Below are 17,947 nucleotides of genomic sequence, written 5' to 3' on the forward strand. Positions count from 1 at the left end.
GGGCTCTGCGAAGCCGTAAGGCGACGTATAGGGTCTGACGCCTGCCCGGTGCCGGAAGGTTAAAAGGAGAGGTGCAAGCCTTGAATTGAAGCCCCGGTAAACGGCGGCCGTAACTATAACGGTCCTAAGGTAGCGAAATTCCTTGTCGGGTAAGTTCCGACCTGCACGAATGGCGTAACGACTTCCCCGCTGTCTCAAATGTGGACTCAGCGAAATTGAATTGTCTGTGAAGATGCAGACTTCCCGCGGTTAGACGGAAAGACCCCATGCACCTTTACTATAGCTTCGCACTGGCATCAGGATTGCGATGTGCAGGATAGGTGGTAGGCATTGAGCCCGGGACGCCAGTTCCGGTGGAGCCATCCTTGAGATACCACCCTTCGCACTCTTGATGTCTAACCGCGGCCCGTTATCCGGGTCCGGGACCCTGCGTGGTGGGTAGTTTGACTGGGGCGGTCGCCTCCCAAAGAGTAACGGAGGCGCGCGAAGGTTGGCTCAGAGCGGTCGGAAATCGCTCGTCGAGTGCAATGGCAGAAGCCAGCCTGACTGCAAGACTGACAAGTCGAGCAGAGACGAAAGTCGGCCATAGTGATCCGGTGGTCCCGAGTGGAAGGGCCATCGCTCAACGGATAAAAGGTACGCTGGGGATAACAGGCTGATGATGCCCAAGAGTCCATATCGACGGCATCGTTTGGCACCTCGATGTCGGCTCATCTCATCCTGGGGCTGGAGCAGGTCCCAAGGGTATGGCTGTTCGCCATTTAAAGAGGTACGTGAGCTGGGTTTAGAACGTCGTGAGACAGTTCGGTCCCTATCTGCCGTGGGTGTAGGATACTTGAGAGGAGTTGCCCCTAGTACGAGAGGACCGGGGTGAACGTTCCACTGGTGGACCAGTTATCGTGCCAACGGTAGTGCTGGGTAGCTATGAACGGACAGGATAAACGCTGAAGGCATCTAAGCGTGAAGCCCCCCTCAAAACAAGGTATCCCTTGAGAGCCGTGGAAGACCACCACGTCGATAGGCCGGAGATGTAAGCGCAGCAATGCGTTCAGTTGACCGGTACTAATCGCTCGATAGGCTTGATTTGATCCGGAAGAAGACAGACCAGCTTGTCAAGGACAAGCAGCCCGCCTTCTTCCAAAAGCATCCTTGGACAATGTCTTCCCGATCCTGAAGCGGCGAAAGCCAAGAAGGAAACGGAAACGCCGATCTCGCTTCTTTTCCGGTCTGGTGGCTTTAGCACGAGCAAAACACCCGATCCCATCCCGAACTCGGCCGTTAAGTGCCGTCGCGCCAATGGTACTGCGTCAAAAGACGTGGGAGAGTAGGTCACCGCCAGACCTGAAAAGAAGCGAAAATCTCTCGGAACGAAAAAGCACCGCAAACCACGCGATGCAAATGGCGCGGGGTAGAGCAGCCCGGTAGCTCGTCAGGCTCATAACCTGAAGGTCGCAGGTTCAAATCCTGCCCCCGCAACCATCTTTACTTGCGACCCCGTAGCGCCCGCTGCGGGGTTTTTGCTTTGCGTGGAAATCGTAAGGATTCCAGCAAGATCGCCCTGAACGTCGATCTCCACCTTGCCCTCGACCGGCGTCAGCACGATCTGATCCACGAGCGAGCGCAGCGTGTCGGCGACCTCGATCCGCTTCCCCTCGTCTTCGTCCTGCAGGGCGTCGTAGAGCTGTTGGACCCGCTTGCGGTATTGCAGTGCCATGCTCGGGTGCAGCAGGGGTGGAGGCTCGTCGGCTTCGGCCAGGAACAGTTCAAGTTCCTTCTTGCGTTTCTCAATCGTTACCATCTTCGCGTTGAGCGCGTCAGCGGCCCCACCCTTCAGAATCAGATTGAGAAGGGTCTCGAGTTCCCGATCGATCTTCGCAATCTCTGCCTCGGCCGACGCGATCTCGGCGCGGCCTTCCATGCGCAGCCGGTTCATCTCCTGCGTGAAGACCTCGCAGAAATGGGCGAAGAGCTTCGGATCGACGAGTTTGGTACGCAGTGCGTTCAGCACACGCGATTCCAGCTCGTCGCGGCGGATGTTGATCCGGTTGTCGCAGGTTCCCTTGTTGCGGGCCGTTGCACATCCGATCAGCGTCGCCGAGATCGCGGAATAGCCGCCACCACAGCAGGAACATTTGGTCAGCCCCGAGAAGAGGTATTTGGGGCGGCGGCGGGTATTGATCCGGGAGAGATCGGCCTCGCCGTTCTCCTTCCGGGCGATCTTGTTCTTCTCCTGCCGCGCCTTCACCGCGTTCCAGAGATCGTCATCGAGGATGCGCAGCTCCGGCGTTTCCTGGATGACCCAGTCCTCTTCCGGGTTGGGGCGGGCCTGCCGCTTGCCGGTCTCCGGATCCTTGACGAAGCGCTGGCGGTTCCAGACAATCTTGCCGACATACATCTCGTTGTTGAGGATGCCGTTGCCGCGCTTCGGGTTGCCGTTGATCGTGCTGAACCCCCAGTCGCCGCCTGACGGAGCGGGAATGCCTTCCTTGTTCAGGGCGAAAGCAATGGTCTTGGCCGATTTGCCGGCGGCGTAGTCGCGGAAGATGCGGCGGACCACCTCGGCCTGGAACTCGTTGATGGTGCGATCGCCGCGGATCGGCTCGCCGTTCGCATCGAACTTCTTGACCACATCGTAGCCATAGGCATTGCCGCCGCCCGATTTGCCGGCCTCGACGCGGCCGCGCTGTCCGCGGCGGGTCTTGTCGGCCAGATCCTTCAGGAACAGCGCATTCATCGTACCCTTGAGGCCGACATGCAGGTGCGTCACCTCGCCTTCCGACAGGGTGAACATCTTCACGTCGGCATAGGACATGCGCTTGAAGATGCCCGCGATGTCTTCCTGGTCGCGGGAGAGGCGGTCCATCGCTTCGGCCAGGATCAGATCGAAGCGGCCGCCCATAGCGTCGGCCATGAGCGCCTGAATGCCCGGCCGGATCAGCGAGGCGCCGGAGATCGCGTGGTCCGAATACTCCTCGACGATGTGCCAGCCCTGTTTCTCGGCATGGAGGCGGCACATACGAAACTGGTCGGCGATGGAAGCGTCGCGTTGATTGTCGGAAGAATAGCGGGCGTAGATTGCGACTTTCAAACCATGGCTCCCATCCGTATCAGGAGGAGCGCTTCCTCCTTTGCCGTGACATCTTCACTTCCTCTGCATAGCACTCCTGCGCCGCCTGCCTCGCCAGGATGCCGACCAGACGCAGAAGGCGAGGGTCGGGATTGCCACGCGGCGTAAACGTCAGCTCCGGCGCGTCCAGCAGCAAGGATTCGATCAGCGCTTCGCGCTCTCCTCCTGTCATCTTTGCCGGGTTTCCTGGGGCTCGCAAGGTCATAACTTGCAGCATTCGCCCCGAGGGAAGCATAAGCAACGGAAATTGAAGGCGAATATTCGGCGGCAATTGGCGCGGGTGAGCGTGCTATCGCGTAGCTCAGCGTGTCCTGGCGAGCCATGGCGTAGCAAAATAACCTATCGGAATCCCTCGCTGGCCCGGTCATCATTGGCCTCGTCGCCTCTCCTCATGAGGTCATTGACTGTAGGCGCAACCTTATCGTATTGTAATTCGCGATACAAGGCGCTATATGCCGACCAAGGAGATTCGCCATGGCCACGACCGCCGAACGCAAGGAATACCCGATCTCGATGCGCTTGCCCGAGGCGGATGTCGCAATGATCGATCGCGCCGCCAGCTTGCGCGGCCGCTCGCGCACCGATTTCGTGCGCGACGCCGCTGTGCGCGCGGCCGAGGAGGTCGTCATGGAGCAGGGCCTGATCCGGATGAGCCCGGAGGGCTTCGCCGAGTTCATGGATGTGCTGGCGCGTCCGGCCGCTCCCGTTCCGGAGATGGTAGACGTTCTGAAGCGGCCCGCGCCATGGGAGCCCGGCTACGTGGCGAAGCGGTAAGCTCTTGCACCTTTCGGGTCCTGAACCGCTCTCTGCCGAACACGATGTGTCCGAGTTCACCTGTGGCAAGCCCACGCTTGACCACTGGCTGAAATCACGCGCCCTCTCCAATCAGCAGAAGGGCTTCACCGCCGTCCTCGTCGTGCATGAGGCTGGGCGCGTGGTCGGCTTCTACGGCCTCGCGCCTACCGGTGTGGTGCCTTCGGTTCTGCCGCGTTCGATCAGGACGGGGCAGCCGCCCAACCCGGTCCCCTGTATGCTGCTCGGCCAACTCGCAACCGACACCGGATGGGCAGGGCTGGGCATCGGGACCGGTCTTGTGAAGCATGCTCTCCAGCGCTGCGTTCAGGCCGCATCGCTGATCGGCGGGCGGGCCTTGCTGGTCAACGCCGTCGACGGGGAGGCGGCCAAGTTCTGGAGGCGGCGTGGCTTCGAGCCTTCCAGGGATGATCCCCTGGTTCTGCTCCGCTCGATCAGCGACATCGCTGCCTCGCTCGGCGAGGGCGGTGGGTGAAAGCTTGGCTGGCCTCCAACCGTAGCGATCCGCCCCTTCAGTCAGATTGAAGTAGATCAGATCCGCCCATGCAAATTCGTCCTCCCCCATTGCCCACATTCCACTGGCAGATGTTCGTGCTTTCCTTCGCGCTATTCTGGGCGGTCGGCGGCATGCCCGAACCTGCCAAGGCTCAGCCTCGGCCGCAGATTGCGAAGTGCGTTCCCGGCCAGGCCCGTACCGCCGACGAATATTGCCTCGTTGATGGCGACACGATCTGGATCGACGGGGAAAAGCTGCGCATGGAAGGCTACGACACCCCGGAACCGCAAACCCACATCTGTGGTGGCGACGCCGAAATCGCGCTGGCACACCGAGCCAGTGATCGGGTGATCGAGCTGCTGAACTCGCACGACTGGACCGTCGAATATGGAGAGCCGGACAACACCGGCACGCGGACGCTCGTGACGATCAGAATCGGTGGTCGCGACATCGGTGACATCCTGATTGCCGAAAGGCTGGCCAGACCCTGGCCCGATGGCGAAGAATGGTGGTGCAACCCGTAGACGTTAGTTCCACGCCGTCGACCGCCTGGCGAGATCAAACTAACTCACTGTGCGCCCCTTCTCTGTCGTTTCGACGATGATCCGCTGATCCTGGAAGCAGCTTTTCAGCGCCCAGTGTGACCAAGGCTTTGCCGTGCGAGGTAGGCGCGACTTGATGGAGTAGCTGTTCATCGCACTTGCATTCCCGCCGCTCGGATTCGACAACTGGTGTACTCGGGGGAAAATGCCATGCAGCTTGAGCGTGCTCGCATCAGAAATTTCCGTTCACTTCGCGATGTCGAAGTCGTTTTTGGCGCACACACCGCATTGATCGGCGGCAATGGCGCAGGAAAGTCTTCAATCTTGAAGGCTATCGAGAAGTTCTACTCGACTACGAAAAACTGCGACGCTGACGATTTCTTTGGACGCGATCAAGGGCAGCCGATCGAGATTGAACTAACCTTTCACCAGCTTAGCGAGCAAGAAGCCGCAGCGTTCGAGGATCGGGTGCGGGATGGTAGGTTGGTCGTCACCCGCATTTTTGACGGAGGTCCATCAAGTGGACGCTATCATGGTGTCGTTCCACAGATTCCCGACTTCGTCGCTGTTCGGGCTCATTCCGCAGCCACACCCAAGCGCGCTGCTTATAATGCCCTGCGCGAGAATAACCCACTCTACGCCGACCTTCCCACTGCTGGCAGTGCGGCAGCGGTCGACCAGGCGATGCTAACCTGGGAGGCTGAGCATCCCGATCAGTTGGTGCTGCTGCCCGACGATGGTCAGTTTTTCGGATTCCAGAACAACAGCCGAGGCAAGCTCCAGCAGCACACGAGCTTCGTGTTCATTCCGGCGGTTCGCGACGCATCAGCGGACGCGGCGGACGGCAAGACGAGCGTCATCGGCAAACTACTCGAACTGCTAGTGCGCAGTCAGATCCTTCAGCGGCCGGACGTTCAAGCGTTCAAGGCGCAGTTGACCGAGGCCTACCAGGCCTTGGTATCCGCCGAAAATATGCCTGAACTCTGTGCGCTCGCTGGGACCCTCACCGCCGACCTGCGGGGTTTGTATCAAGATGCTGAAGTTTCGTTGGCCTGGCGCGAGGTCGGCGAGATGCCAGTCCCGTTGCCAATGGCGGATGTGTTTCTCAAGGACGAAGGCTTCGGTGGACCGGTGGACAGGCAAGGTCACGGCCTCCAGCGTGCCTTCATCTTTACACTTCTCCAGCATCTTGCGCGAACTGCCGTGCCGGAGGGCGACGAGGCACCCCCTGATAGTGACGTTGACGGCAGTGATGACGCGCCCGCTGCGGCTGCGGCTGCGGTCATGGCGCAGGCACCGACGCTTATCCTCGCAATTGAAGAACCCGAACTGTATCAGCATCCGACCAAACAGCGGCACTTCGCGGAAGTGCTGCGGGGCTTGAGTAGCGGTACGCTCCCTGGCGCGCAGGGCCACACACAGGTTATCTTCGGTTCGCACTCGCCAATGTTCATTTCGATGGGGAAGGCCGACGAGATCAGGCTTACCCGGCGCTCGCATTGTGACGACAGTGAATTCAAGCAATGCAGCCTGCAAGCGCTGGATCTCGGCACCGTTGCGCAGAAGCTCGAACGCGGCTGGAATAAGCCCGCTGGCACTTTCAGTGCACAGACTTTGATGCCGCGGTTGCACATTCTCGGTGCTGAATTGGCCGAAGGCTTTTTCGCCACCGGTGTGATTCTGGTTGAGGGCCGAAGCGATAAAGCGGCGCTCACCGCGACGGCGCGGATGCTCGGCGTGAATTTCGAGGCGGCCGGCATCGCCATCCTGTCAACCGAAGGCAAAGCCAATCTCGATCGTCCCTATGTGATTTTTCGCGAGCTGGGTATTCCAACCTTCATGCTATGGGATTGCGACCAGCAGTTACCCGAGGCTAAACGAACGCCGGCAACCGATCTTGCTTTGAGCAAGCTCGCTAAGCCGAACGATCAGATCGACGCCGCGCCCACTAGCGACCTCATCAGCGATTGTTACGCGCATTTCGAAAAGACATTGGAGCACAAGCTCAAGGAGGATCTCACGCCTGAAGTACACACGGCGTGCCTTGCTGCTGCCTGCGAACCCTTTGGTGTGCATCCGAGCAACGATGCGCAGAAGATACCGGAAATCGTCTATCAGACACTTCTCCGTGCTAAAGAACAGGGCCACGAGAGCGAGATGCTGAAGAGCCTCGTCCGTGCCATGTGGCGTTTCTTCCGCGATGAGGAAATCCCGGACCCGACGGAGGCGCAAGCTCCGGTAGCAGTGGGTGCGTGATCCATGTGTGGCACTGTAACGAGGAACTGATTCGTGGCGACGCTCAAGATCATCCATACGGCTGACTGGCAGCTCGGAAAGCCGTTCGGGCGCTTTCCGCAGGAGGTGCGTAGTGCGTTGGCTGAGGCTCGCCTCGATGCCATCGATCGCCTCGGTGCTGCGGCAATATCCAGCGGTGCCACGCACATCGTCGTCGCCGGTGATGTGTTCGACAACGTCGAACCCGGCGACCGCATCGTCACGCAGATGCTGTCACGTATGCAGCGGGCGTCGGTCACCTGGTGGCTGATGCCGGGCAACCACGATCATGCGCGAGCCGGTGGACTCTGGAGCAGGCTGCGCGGGCGTGCGCCTGCCTCAGTCCGGATCGTGGACACTCCCGAGCCTATTGAGATGGAGCAGGGTGCTTGGCTTCTGCCGGCGCCCCTGGAGCACCGGAAGACGGTGTCCGATCCTTCCGCGGCGATGGTCGATATGACGACGCCGCCGGGGGCACTCCGCATCGGTCTCGCACATGGCTCCATCACAGAGTTTGGCGCCACCGGAGAGAGCTCCAATCTGATCCCGCCGGATCGCGCCAAGTCCGCGGGCCTTGACTACCTCGCGCTCGGGGACTGGCATGGCTTTTTGACGGTTGGCGACCGGACCGCTTACAGCGGGACCCCTGAAATTGACCGGTTCGGGCGCGATGAGCCGGGCGGCTGCATCGGCGTGAGCCTGCGATCCAACGAAACGCCCGAGCTGCAGCGGATCGAGACCGGTCGATATCGCTGGATGTCGCGCCGCTGGAGTATGGAGAACATGGAAGACTTGGACCGTGAACTCGCCGCGCTCCGCAGCGAGGCGCGTTTGTCGGACGTGCTCCTTTCGCTCCATCTCGTCGGTGTGGTGAGTCTCGCCGACCGCGTCACGATGACGTCGGCCGTCCAGGACTGTCTGGCGCACGAACTGCGGCATTTGGAACTCGACGCGGATGGCCTGACCGCGCGTCCGACGGCAGAGGACGTCGCCCAAATCGATGTCCAAGGTGCGCTCGCCGGGGCGACTGCTACCCTACAGGCCAGGGCTACCGGATCGGGTTCCGATGCCCAGATCGCCGCCGCGGCGCTGGAGCGTCTCTATGTCGAGGCGATGCGATTCGATGCGGAGGTTGCGCGATGATCCTCAAATCCCTGGAGGTCGAGAACTTCCGCAAGTTCCGCGAACCGCTACGCATCGACGGCTTCACCGACGGTTTGAACATCGTAGTCGAGCCGAACGAGACGGGCAAATCTACCCTATTGGAGGCCCTGCGTGCGGCCTTCTTCATCCGCTACTCCGCCAAGACCGAACTCGTCCGTTCCTATGTCCCGACTGGTGATGACGTGGCGCCCCGTGTCACTGTCGGCTTCGGCCTCAACGGGCAGACTTGGAGGCTCGAGAAGCAGTTCATGAAGTCTCCCTCCGTGCGACTTACCGGCGCGAGCGGGCGACGAGAGAGCGATGCGGCCGAAGAAGCGCTGCAGGAGCTGCTCGGATTCGAGCGGGGCAACAACCGGGGCAGCGATCCCGAAACGCGCGGGCCCCTTGGCATGCTCTGGGTCGAGCAGGCGACGGCACTCTCCGTGGAGAGTCCAAACCGCATCGTGCGCGATACCGTTCGGGGAGTGCTCGAGGCGGAAGTCGGCGCGGTGACGGGTGGTCGACGCTTTGACGCGATCCGGGCCAGCATCGAAGCGGCATATTCAGCGCTGCGCACATCGGCGACGGGCAAGTCGCGCGGCGACTTAGCGGTGGCAGAGGCTCGCGTGTCCACGGCGACGGCTGCCCGCCAGGCGGCCGAGACCAACTTCCATGAATACGAGAACACTCTCACCGAGTTGGACGCGGCGAGGTCACGGCTTAGGATTATCGAGCGTGATCTCGTCGACCCAGAGGCGGCGGAGCAGCGAAAAAAGCTCGAGGCGGACCAGAAGGTCGCGGAGACCGCCTCTCTGCGGTCGACTGCGGCGGAGGCGCAATTCGGACGCGCCGACGAGGTCGCGAAGACGGCTTCGTCGAGGATCGAGCGATTGGACGCAGCCGAGGCTCGCGTCGGATCCGCCGGCACATACCTCGAAGAGAAGGCTCGTCTGCGGGACGAAGCCAAGGCTGAGGCTGCTCGTGCCGGTGAGGAGGAAAAATCACTCCGCGCCGCGCTCGACGAGGCTCGCGCGGAAAGGGAGAAACACGAGGAGGCACTGTCCTCCGCACGCGCGCGATTGCGCGGGTTCGCTAATGCCGCGGGCGCTCGTCGCGCGATCGATGCGCGAAAAGCTCTAGCCGAGCTAGAGGAGCGTGAGCGTGCGCTGGTTGATGACTCCGCCGGGGCCGTCGATAGTGACGACCTTGAGGAGATTACCGAACTCGAGCTTGCCGCCATCCAGGCACGCGCCCGGTTCGAAGCAGGCGCTGTGAAGGTAGAAGTCGAACTCGGGGCGGGCGCATCTTTGAGGATTGACGGGTTGACGACCGACGTCACCAGCGTTGACGTCCTCAAGACCACCAAGTTCGAGTTGGGTGATGCGGGCAGCCTAGTCGTGCGCCCGCCGCAGGGTTCGGGTCAGTCCATTGAGGCCGATCTTGCAGCGGCGACGGAAGAACTCGCTTCCGCCTTGCGGTCGCTCGGCATCAAGTCGCATGCGGAGGGCGTGGCCCGGAACGAACGGGCCTCCGCTGCCAAGCGCGAGTTGAAGGCGCTCCGGACACAGATCGCCTCGGCATGTCCTGGAGATCCGACAATCGGGTTGGCGCCCGGGGCAGATGCCCTGCGCGCCTTCGTGGCCGAGCTGGGCGACATCGCCGACGTTGTCGCCCCAACCGACAATGTCGACACGCTGGAGAAGGCGGTGGTCGACGCCAAGCTCGCCGAGGCTGCCGCATCCGGAAAGCGCGAAGACGGGAGGACGGCTCTGTCGAAGGCGGAGAGTACGCTCGCAACGGCCGAAGCCGATTATTCCGCAGCCATCCGCGAATCCGAGGCTGCGGCTGAAGATCTCCGGAACCTCCTAGAGATCGGGGATCGGGAAACGCTCGAAGCGGCGCGCGGTGAGGCTCAGCGGGAGCGTGCCGCGAAGTTCGAAGCTCTCGAGAAGGCGCGCGAAAGCGCCACGTCTTTCGACGCCGACGCTATCCGACGCCGCATTGTGAACCTCGATCGTGCCGCCAGCCGGGCCGGCGAGGAACGACTTGAACTGACCGCCCGGATCGCGTCGCTCGAATCCACGATCGTTAGGGAAGGGACAAACGGGCCTGCCGGTCGCCTTGCCGAAACGCGGGAGGAAGAGGAGGCCGCGATCGCCGCTTGCGATCGTTTGCGGCATGAGGCCGACATGCTTGAGGTGCTCCGCGAGGCGCTGTCGGATGCCGCGAATGAAGCGTCGAGGACATTCCTCGCACCCGTCACGGCTCGGGCTAGTCGATACATCCAGCAGCTTCTTCCCGGATGTGATCTGTCATTCAACGAGGAGCTCGGGCTGACCGGCCTCACGAGGGCGGGGATCGATGAATCCTGTGGTGATCTCAGTCGAGGCACGCAGGAGCAGTTGGCGATATTGACTCGGCTCGCGTTTGCGGACCTCCTGCTCGAGGATGGAGCGCCGATCTCTCTGATCCTCGACGACCCTCTCGTCTATTCCGATGATGCCCGCTTGGAGACGATGACCGACATCCTGCAGGACGCTTCGAAGCGGATGCAGGTGATACTTCTCACGTGCCGGTCGAAGGCTTTTCGTCACGTCGAAGCCAATAGGATCACGCTGAGATGAGCAAACGGATGGATGCGGCGAACCGCTACAGGCTCGCCTTCACTGAAGCGGAGGAGGCGCTGGTCGCACGGATCGATTTGCGTTGATCGCATGCCAACCATGCCGAGGCCCGTGCTGCCTACCTCGCGAACCAAGCCGATCTTGGATATGTTGAGATCGCTGAGAGAGCGGGACGCCGTGCCTGCTCAACGGATCAGCTATTGGACCCAGATTATCAGCCTGGACGCTTGAAGGGCTCATATGAGCAGCCGTTCGAGCGCAATGATTGCCGGAGCGAGGAAATCTATACTGGCCTTCCCGCGAGGCGCTCGTCGAGAACCGGCTCGTCCCAGGTGCGCGTCACCCCGAGCCACTTGTCGATCACCGCCTGAAACTGGGGCTCTGCGAAACAGGTCTGGAACGTGTAGAGGCGATTGACCACTTGCCGCATCAGGTCGCGCATCTCCTCATCGTCGAACCGCGACACGCTTCCCCAGGGGATGTGGTTGCCGTCGGCGTCGATGACGAAGACATCGGAATAGTCACCGGTCTTCGTGACCGGGACCGGCCCCGCATGCAGGTCCTCCAGCATGCTGTTGCGGACGCAGATCATCGCCATCGCCTTGGCGAGCGTCGCCGCTAACTGTTCTTCTTCCTTCCGGCCCATTTTCGTCCTCCGGATCATTGTCAGAGGCCCGGCAACATGCCATCGGCGGCTGCGCTCGCTGGCGTCTCCGCGATCACCAGCCGCTCGTCGGGCAGCGGCCGTTGCAGGTCCTTCGCTTCCTTCCAGTCGGCGGTTAGCCAGGTCTCGACTTCGTCACGGCCCGTCAGGATGACGGGCATGGCCTTCGGATGGATCGGTTTCACCACGCCATTGGCCTCGGTCGTCAGGAAGGCGAACAGCTGATGATCGCCCGGACGCGGGGTCCGGTTCGATCCGCGGGTTCCGCGCCATGGCGTCCAGATTCCCGCGAAGAAGAACAGGGGCTGGGTCTCATCGAGGGCGAACCAGTGCAGCGGTTTGCGCTTCGTGACCGGATCGGGCTTTTGCCCATATTCGGAAAAGGCGGTGGCCGGGACCACGCTGCGATGCTCAACTCCGAGCCATTTGCGCCAATGGGGGCTGGCCGTGTTGCGGATATTGGTGACGCCGGTGTCCGGTGCATCGCGGGACTTCAGATATTCGATGGGCGTCGGCATGCCCCAGGTCAGCGAAGCCAGTTCCCGTCCGCCATCGGTGTTGCGCACCACCGGAGCCGGCCGGTCGGGATAGACGTCGATCGAAGGTTCGAGATTGCCGATGCTGTCATGGGTGGCGGCCACGAAATCCCTGATCGCCTGCTGATTGGTCGTAATGCGATACAGGTTGCACATCGCCCCACTACTCTCCTTGCGAATACTTTACGCCACCATAGGGCATCGCGCGCCGTCGATCACTTCCGGGATGGCCGAGATTGACTCTCGACCCACAAGAGAACAAATAAAGAACATAGCAACAGAATCGACCAGTGCAAAGCCCCGGAGACGCCATCCTCATATGCCCAGCCGTGCCGACAGCCCAGCCATTGCCGAACTTCGGGCGCGCATCGCGCGGCTCGAAGGCGATGGCGTGCGTCCGCACGAGGTGCTGCCCTTCGGGATCGCGCCGCTGGATCGCAAGCTGCCCGGTGGCGGACTGGCGCTCGGATGCCTCCATGAAGTCGCCGGAGGCGGCAACGGGGCGGTGGATGGCGCGGCTGCCGCCTGTTTCACCGCCGGGATCGCCGCCCGCACCGCCGGCCAGGTGCTCTGGTGCGTGGCGCTCCAGGATCTCTTCGCACCGGGGCTGGAGCAGGCCGGATTGCCGCCCGGCCGGGTGATCTTCGTCGAAGCCGGGGACGACAAGGCGACTCTCGCCTGTATGGAGGAAGGGCTGCGGCATGGCGGGCTGGGGGCGGTCGTCGGTGACGTCGCGCGCCTGCCGATGCCCGCCTCGCGGCGGCTGCATCTGGCCGCGAAAGGTTCGGCGACGATCTGCATCGCGTTGCGCCGCTGGCGGCGGCAGGCGGAGGCGAGCGATTTCGGGCAGCCGACGGCGGCGATGACCCGCTGGCGGATCTCGGCGCTGCCGTCCGCGCCCCTTCCGGTTCCCGGTGTTGGACGGCCGCGCTGGCTCGTTGAGTTGATCCGGGCGCGGGCGGGCGAATGTCTCGATATCGAACTGGAGGCGTGCGATGGCTCGGGTCATCTCTGTCTTCCTGCCGAACTGGCCGACAGACCGGTTGCGGCGGAAGGCGGGCGACGCAGCGCCGCCCGGTGAGGCGCCGCTGGTCATCGCCGGAAAGGAGAAGAACCGCCGGGTGGTGACGGCGGCCGATCCGGCCGCGCAGGCGCTCGGCCTGCGCGCCGGAATGCCTGTCACCAAGGCCCAGGCGATGGTGCCCGGCCTCCACATCGAGCCCGCCGACCCGCGGGCCGACCTGGACAGCCTCGAACGCCTCGCGCTCTGGGTGCTGCAACGCTTCTCACCTATCGTCGCCGCCGACGCGCCGGACGGGATCGTCATCGACGCGACCGGCGCCGACCATCTGCATGGCGGTGAGGCGGCCATGCTGGAGGTGCTGACCGGTCGGCTTGTCATGTCCGGCGTCACCGCCCGTGCCGCCATTGCCGATAGCTGGGGCGCGGCCCATGCGCTGGCGCGCTACGCGGCCGATCCGCTGTTTGTCGCCCCTCCCGGCGAAACCGTCCCGGTCCTCGCGCCGCTGCCGCTGCAAGCACTGCGCCTGCCGCCCGCGATCGCGGTGGGGTTGAATGACCTGGGCTTTGTCCGCATCGGCGACCTGATCGGGCAGCCCCGTGCGCCCCTGACCCGGCGCTTCGGCCCGGAGCTCTGCCGGCGTCTCGATCAGGCCCTGGGTGCGGTCGCCGAACCCATCGAGCCGATCCGACTGGAGGAGCTGGTCTCCGTCCGCCGCGTCTTCGCCGAACCCATAGGCGCCGCCGAGACCATCGCGCGCTATATTCGCAAGCTGGTCATGGCGCTCTGCGAGGCGCTCGAAGGGCGGGGTCTTGGCGCGCGCCGTCTCGACCTGCTCTGCTACCGCGTCGACAACCGGGTCGAGACGGTGCGCATCGGTCTGGCCATGCCGGTGCGGAATCCCGCGCGCCTGACCCGGCTTCTCTGCGACAAGATCGAGACGATCGCGCCAGGCTTCGGCGTCGAGATCATGTCGCTGACCGCCACCCTGGCCGAACCGCTGGCCCTGAAACAGGCGGCCAGCAGCCTGATCGAAGAGGGGGCGCCGGATCTCTCCGGCCTGATCGACACGCTGGCGAACCGGGTCGGCGCGCGGGCGGTCTATCGCTTCGCCCCGGTGGCGAGCGATGTGCCCGAACGCTCGGTCCGCCGCCTGCCGGCGCTTGCCGAGGATACGGGCGCAGGCTGGCCGGACCATTGGCCGCGCCCCTCGCGGCTGCTCTCCCAGCCGGAGCCGATCGAGACCATGGCGCTGCTGCCGGACCATCCTCCGAACTGGTTCTCCTGGAAGGGCGTGCGCCGCCGTGTTCGCCGGGCCGACGGCCCCGAGCGCATCTTCGGGGAATGGTGGAAACGCGATGCCGAGCTCATCGCTGTGCGGGACTATTTCCGGGTCGAGGACGATGCCGGCGAACGCTTCTGGATCTTCCGCTCCGGCGATGGCGAGGATGCGGCCACCGGCTCGCATCGCTGGTTCCTGCACGGGATATTCGGATGAGCGCGCCCGCTTACGCCGAATTGCAGGTGACGTCGCATTTCTCCTTCCTGCGCGGCGCGTCCTCGGCCGAGGAGCTGTTCGCCGCGGCGGCCGCGATGGGGATCGAGGCGCTCGCCGTGACCGATCGCAACACGCTGGCCGGCATCGTGCGCGCCCATGAGGCGGCGAAGGAGGCGGGGGTGCGGCTGATCGTCGGCTGCCGCCTCGATCTTGCCTGCGGCATGTCGGTGCTGGTCTATCCGACCGACCGGGCGGCCTATTCACGGCTTTGCCGATTGCTGTCGCTGGGCAAGGGGAGGGCGGGCAAGGCGCGCTGTCATCTCGAATGGGACGATCTGGTCGCCTATGGCGAGGGGTTGATCGTGGTCCTGGCGCCGGACCTCGCCGACGAGACCTGCGGTCTGCGGCTGCGGCGCCTGCGCGATGCCTTTGGCGATCGCGCCTATCTCGGCCTGACGCTGCGCCGGCGGCCCAATGACCAGATGCGCCTCTGGGAGCTGTCGACGCTCGCTGCGGGCCTAGGTGTGCCCACCGTCGTGACCAATGACGTGCTCTTCCATGAGCCCGGACGCCGCATCCTGCAGGATGTCGTCACCGCGATCCGGCACAATCTCACCGTCGATGCGCTCGGCACCCGGCGCGATCGCCATGCCGACCGCTATCTGAAGCCGCCTGCCGAAATGCACCGGCTCTTCGCGCGCTGGCCCGAGGCTTTGGCCCGGACGCGTGAGATCGCGGATCGCTGCCGCTTCTCGCTCGACGAGCTGCGCTATCAATATCCCGAAGAGCGCGACGATCCGGCGCTGACCCCGCAGGAGACCCTGGAGCGGCTGACCTGGGAGGGCGCGGCGAGCCGCTATCCCGAGGGTGTCCCCGACGAGGTGACAGCGGCGCTGAAGCATGAGCTGGCCCTGATCGGCAAGCTCGACTACGCGCCCTACTTCCTGACGGTGAACAGCATTGTCCGCTTCGCCCGGTCGCGCGGCATCCTCTGCCAGGGGCGCGGATCGGCCGCGAACTCGGCCGTCTGCTATGTGCTCGGTATCACCGCGATCGATCCCGGCCGCAACGATCTCCTCTTCGAGCGTTTCGTCTCCGAGGAGCGCCGGGAGCCGCCGGACATCGACGTGGATTTCGAGCATGAGCGGCGCGAGGAGGTGATCCAGTGGGTCTATGAGCATTACGGCCGCGAGCGCGCCGCGCTAACCGCCACCGTCATCCGCTACCGCTCCAAGGGCGCGCTGCGGGACGTCGGCAAGGCCCTGGGGCTTCCCGAAGACCTGATCCAGACGCTGTCCGGCCAGCTCTGGGGCTGGTCCGAGGCCGGTGTGACCGAGCAGCAGCTCCGCGATCTCAATCTCAACCCGCAAGATCGCCGATTGCGCCTGACGCTCGAACTGGCCGCCCAGCTTCGCGGCGCGCCGCGGCATCTGTCGCAGCATCCGGGCGGTTTCGTGCTGACCCACGACCGGCTCGACGATCTCGTCCCCATCGAGCCCGCGGCGATGGAGGGGCGCCAGATCATCGAATGGGACAAGGACGATATCGACGCGCTGCGCTTCATGAAGGTCGATGTCCTGGCGCTCGGCATGCTGAGCTGCATGCGCCGGGGGCTGGACCTGCTGGCCGAGCACAAGGATATCCGCCTCGATCTGGCGTCGATCCCGGCCGAGGATCCGCGCACCTATGCGATGATCCGCAAGGCCGACACACTCGGCACCTTCCAGATCGAGAGCCGGGCGCAGATGTCCATGCTGCCGCGCCTGAAGCCCCGGACCTATTACGACCTGGTGGTGCAGGTCGCGATCGTGCGGCCGGGGCCGATCCAGGGCGATATGGTTCATCCCTATCTGCGCCGGCGCGAGGGTCTGGAAGAGGTCGACTATCCCCGGCCCGAGCTGGAGAAGGTGCTGGGCAAGACGCTCGGCGTGCCGCTGTTCCAGGAACAGGCGATGCGCGTTGCCATCGAATGCGCGGGCTTCACCGCTGGCGAGGCCGATCTCCTGCGCAAGAGCATGGCGACCTTCAAGCATACCGGCGGGGTCTCGAAGTTCCGCGACCGGCTGATCTCGGGGATGATCGAGCGTGGCTACGAGCAGGACTTCGCGGAGCGGACCTTCCAGCAGCTCGAAGGCTTCGGCTCCTATGGTTTTCCGGAAAGCCATGCGGCGAGCTTTGCGCTGATCGCCTATGCCTCGGCCTGGCTCAAATGCTGGCACCCGGATGTCTTCTGCGCTGCGCTCCTCAACGCCCAGCCCATGGGCTTTTATGCGCCGGCCCAGATTGTGCGCGACGCGCGCGAGCATGAAGTGGAGGTCCGCCCGGTCTGCATCAATGCCTCCCGCTGGGACTGCACGCTGGAGCCGACCGGAGACGAAAGCCGATTCGCCGTCCGCCTCGGGCTGCGGATGGTCAAGGGTCTCGCCAATGCCCATGCCGCCGCCATCGTCGCGGCCCAGGGCGATGAGATGTTCACCTCGGTCGACGATCTCTGGCGGCGGGCGGGTGTACCCGTGGCGGCGCTCGATCAGATCGCGGCGGCCGACGGATTCCGCCCGGCGTTCGGTCTGGCCCGGCGCGAGGCGCAATGGGCCATCAAGGGGCTGCGCGACGAGGAACTGCCGCTCTTCGCCGCCGCCTCGGAGCGCGAGGGACGGACCGTTCCGGAACTCGACGAGCCGGCGATCGCGCTCAGAGCGATGCCTGCTGGCCGCGAGGTGGTCGAGGATTATGGGCATATCGGCCTGTCGCTGCGTCGCCATCCGGTCTCCTTCCTGCGCGAGGACCTGGCGAGGCGCCGGATCGTCACCTGCGCCGAGGCGATGGCGGCCCGTGATCAGCGCTGGCTGGAGGCTGCCGGGATCGTGCTGGTGCGCCAACGCCCCGGTTCGGCCAATGGCGTCATGTTCATCACGCTCGAGGACGAGACCGGCATCGCCAATCTCGTCGTCTGGCAGAAGATTTTCGAGCGCTATCGCCGGGTCATTCTCTCATCGAGCATGATCGCCGTGCGGGGCCGCGTTCAGCGCGAGGGCGAGGTCGTGCATCTCGTCGCCCATCGGATCGTCGATCTGTCGCGGGATCTGGCGACTGTCGTGCAGCGCGAGGTGGCGACGGACGGGCAGCAGGGGCCGGGGGCCGGCGGTATCAGGGTGAAGGCGCGGGATTTTCGGTAAAGCCGGTGGCTTTGACAGAAGGCGGTATCGGTT

At 63.8% G+C, this 17,947-nt stretch carries 12 protein-coding genes, 1 tRNA gene and 2 rRNA genes (1 of these 15 running past the window's edge); 12 read left to right on the forward strand and 3 right to left on the reverse strand.

The features are described 5' to 3' along the window. From IT40_RS00120 to IT40_RS00130, 3 genes are all read left to right on the forward strand, one after another. Nucleotides 1–1,087, forward strand: a 23S ribosomal RNA gene (locus IT40_RS00120); it begins 1,760 nt to the left of the window's first position. A gap of 139 nt (nucleotides 1,088–1,226) precedes the next feature. Further along, nucleotides 1,227–1,341, forward strand: a 5S ribosomal RNA gene (gene rrf, locus IT40_RS00125). Nucleotides 1,342–1,402: 61 nt separating this feature from the next. Next, nucleotides 1,403–1,479: transfer RNA gene (locus tag IT40_RS00130), tRNA-Met, on the forward strand. Here IT40_RS00130 and IT40_RS27120 read toward each other — a convergent pair. Further along, nucleotides 1,436–3,088 (reverse strand): recombinase family protein, encoded by a 1,653-nt coding sequence (locus IT40_RS27120; protein WP_084196769.1) that lies wholly within the window; start codon nucleotides 3,086–3,088, stop codon nucleotides 1,436–1,438. The genes IT40_RS00130 and IT40_RS27120 overlap by 44 nt on opposite strands. 513 nt (nucleotides 3,089–3,601) lie before the next feature. Here IT40_RS27120 and IT40_RS00145 point away from each other — a divergent pair. The 6 genes from IT40_RS00145 to IT40_RS00170 all read left to right on the forward strand — a co-directional run bounded on the left by IT40_RS00145 (nucleotide 3,602) and on the right by IT40_RS00170 (nucleotide 11,019). After that, on the forward strand, nucleotides 3,602–3,901 hold the full coding sequence (locus IT40_RS00145) for a type II toxin-antitoxin system TacA family antitoxin (RefSeq protein ID WP_012092580.1): 300 nt from the start codon (nucleotides 3,602–3,604) through the stop codon (nucleotides 3,899–3,901). 46 nt (nucleotides 3,902–3,947) lie between these two features. Then, complete coding sequence (locus IT40_RS00150) at nucleotides 3,948–4,415, forward strand: GNAT family N-acetyltransferase (protein WP_223850374.1); 468 nt, start codon at nucleotides 3,948–3,950, stop codon at nucleotides 4,413–4,415. Between the two features lie 68 nt (nucleotides 4,416–4,483). Continuing rightward, a complete protein-coding gene (locus tag IT40_RS00155; protein WP_012092582.1) occupies nucleotides 4,484–4,960 on the forward strand; it encodes a thermonuclease family protein in 477 nt (158 codons plus the stop codon). A gap of 228 nt (nucleotides 4,961–5,188) precedes the next feature. Then, nucleotides 5,189–7,234, forward strand: coding sequence for an ATP-dependent nuclease (locus IT40_RS00160; protein WP_036749043.1), 2,046 nt, complete (start codon nucleotides 5,189–5,191; stop codon nucleotides 7,232–7,234). A gap of 33 nt (nucleotides 7,235–7,267) precedes the next feature. Further along, nucleotides 7,268–8,395, forward strand: coding sequence for a metallophosphoesterase family protein (locus tag IT40_RS00165; protein WP_012092584.1), 1,128 nt, complete (start codon nucleotides 7,268–7,270; stop codon nucleotides 8,393–8,395). Next, complete coding sequence (locus tag IT40_RS00170; RefSeq protein WP_012092585.1) at nucleotides 8,392–11,019, forward strand: AAA family ATPase; 2,628 nt, start codon at nucleotides 8,392–8,394, stop codon at nucleotides 11,017–11,019. The genes IT40_RS00165 and IT40_RS00170 overlap by 4 nt, the downstream gene beginning before the upstream one ends. A 283-nt stretch (nucleotides 11,020–11,302) precedes the next feature. On the opposite strand, the gene IT40_RS00175 is transcribed toward IT40_RS00170, so the two are convergent. Further along, complete coding sequence (locus IT40_RS00175) at nucleotides 11,303–11,665, reverse strand: hypothetical protein (protein WP_012092586.1); 363 nt, start codon at nucleotides 11,663–11,665, stop codon at nucleotides 11,303–11,305. 20 nt (nucleotides 11,666–11,685) lie between these two features. Continuing rightward, complete coding sequence (locus IT40_RS00180) at nucleotides 11,686–12,375, reverse strand: SOS response-associated peptidase (protein ID WP_028034378.1); 690 nt, start codon at nucleotides 12,373–12,375, stop codon at nucleotides 11,686–11,688. Nucleotides 12,376–12,538: 163 nt separating this feature from the next. On the opposite strand from IT40_RS00180, the gene IT40_RS00185 reads away from it, so the two are divergent. From IT40_RS00185 to IT40_RS00195, 3 genes are read left to right on the forward strand one after another with little or no spacing between them, the layout of a single operon-like run. Then, nucleotides 12,539–13,300, forward strand: a complete 762-nt coding sequence (locus IT40_RS00185; protein ID WP_012092588.1) for an ImuA family protein — start codon at nucleotides 12,539–12,541, stop codon at nucleotides 13,298–13,300. Further along, nucleotides 13,215–14,738 carry a Y-family DNA polymerase gene (locus IT40_RS00190; protein WP_012092589.1) on the forward strand — a complete coding sequence of 508 codons (1,524 nt, stop codon included), beginning with the start codon at nucleotides 13,215–13,217 and terminating at the stop codon, nucleotides 14,736–14,738. The genes IT40_RS00185 and IT40_RS00190 overlap by 86 nt, the downstream gene beginning before the upstream one ends. After that, nucleotides 14,735–17,914: an error-prone DNA polymerase gene (locus IT40_RS00195; RefSeq protein WP_012092590.1), complete on the forward strand. Its 3,180-nt coding sequence runs from the start codon at nucleotides 14,735–14,737 to the stop codon at nucleotides 17,912–17,914. Before IT40_RS00190 ends, IT40_RS00195 begins: the two co-directional genes overlap by 4 nt. The last annotated feature ends 33 nt before the right edge of the window (nucleotides 17,915–17,947 follow it).

The organism is Paracoccus versutus (assembly GCF_000763885.1).
Taxonomy (GTDB): domain Bacteria; phylum Pseudomonadota; class Alphaproteobacteria; order Rhodobacterales; family Rhodobacteraceae; genus Paracoccus; species Paracoccus versutus.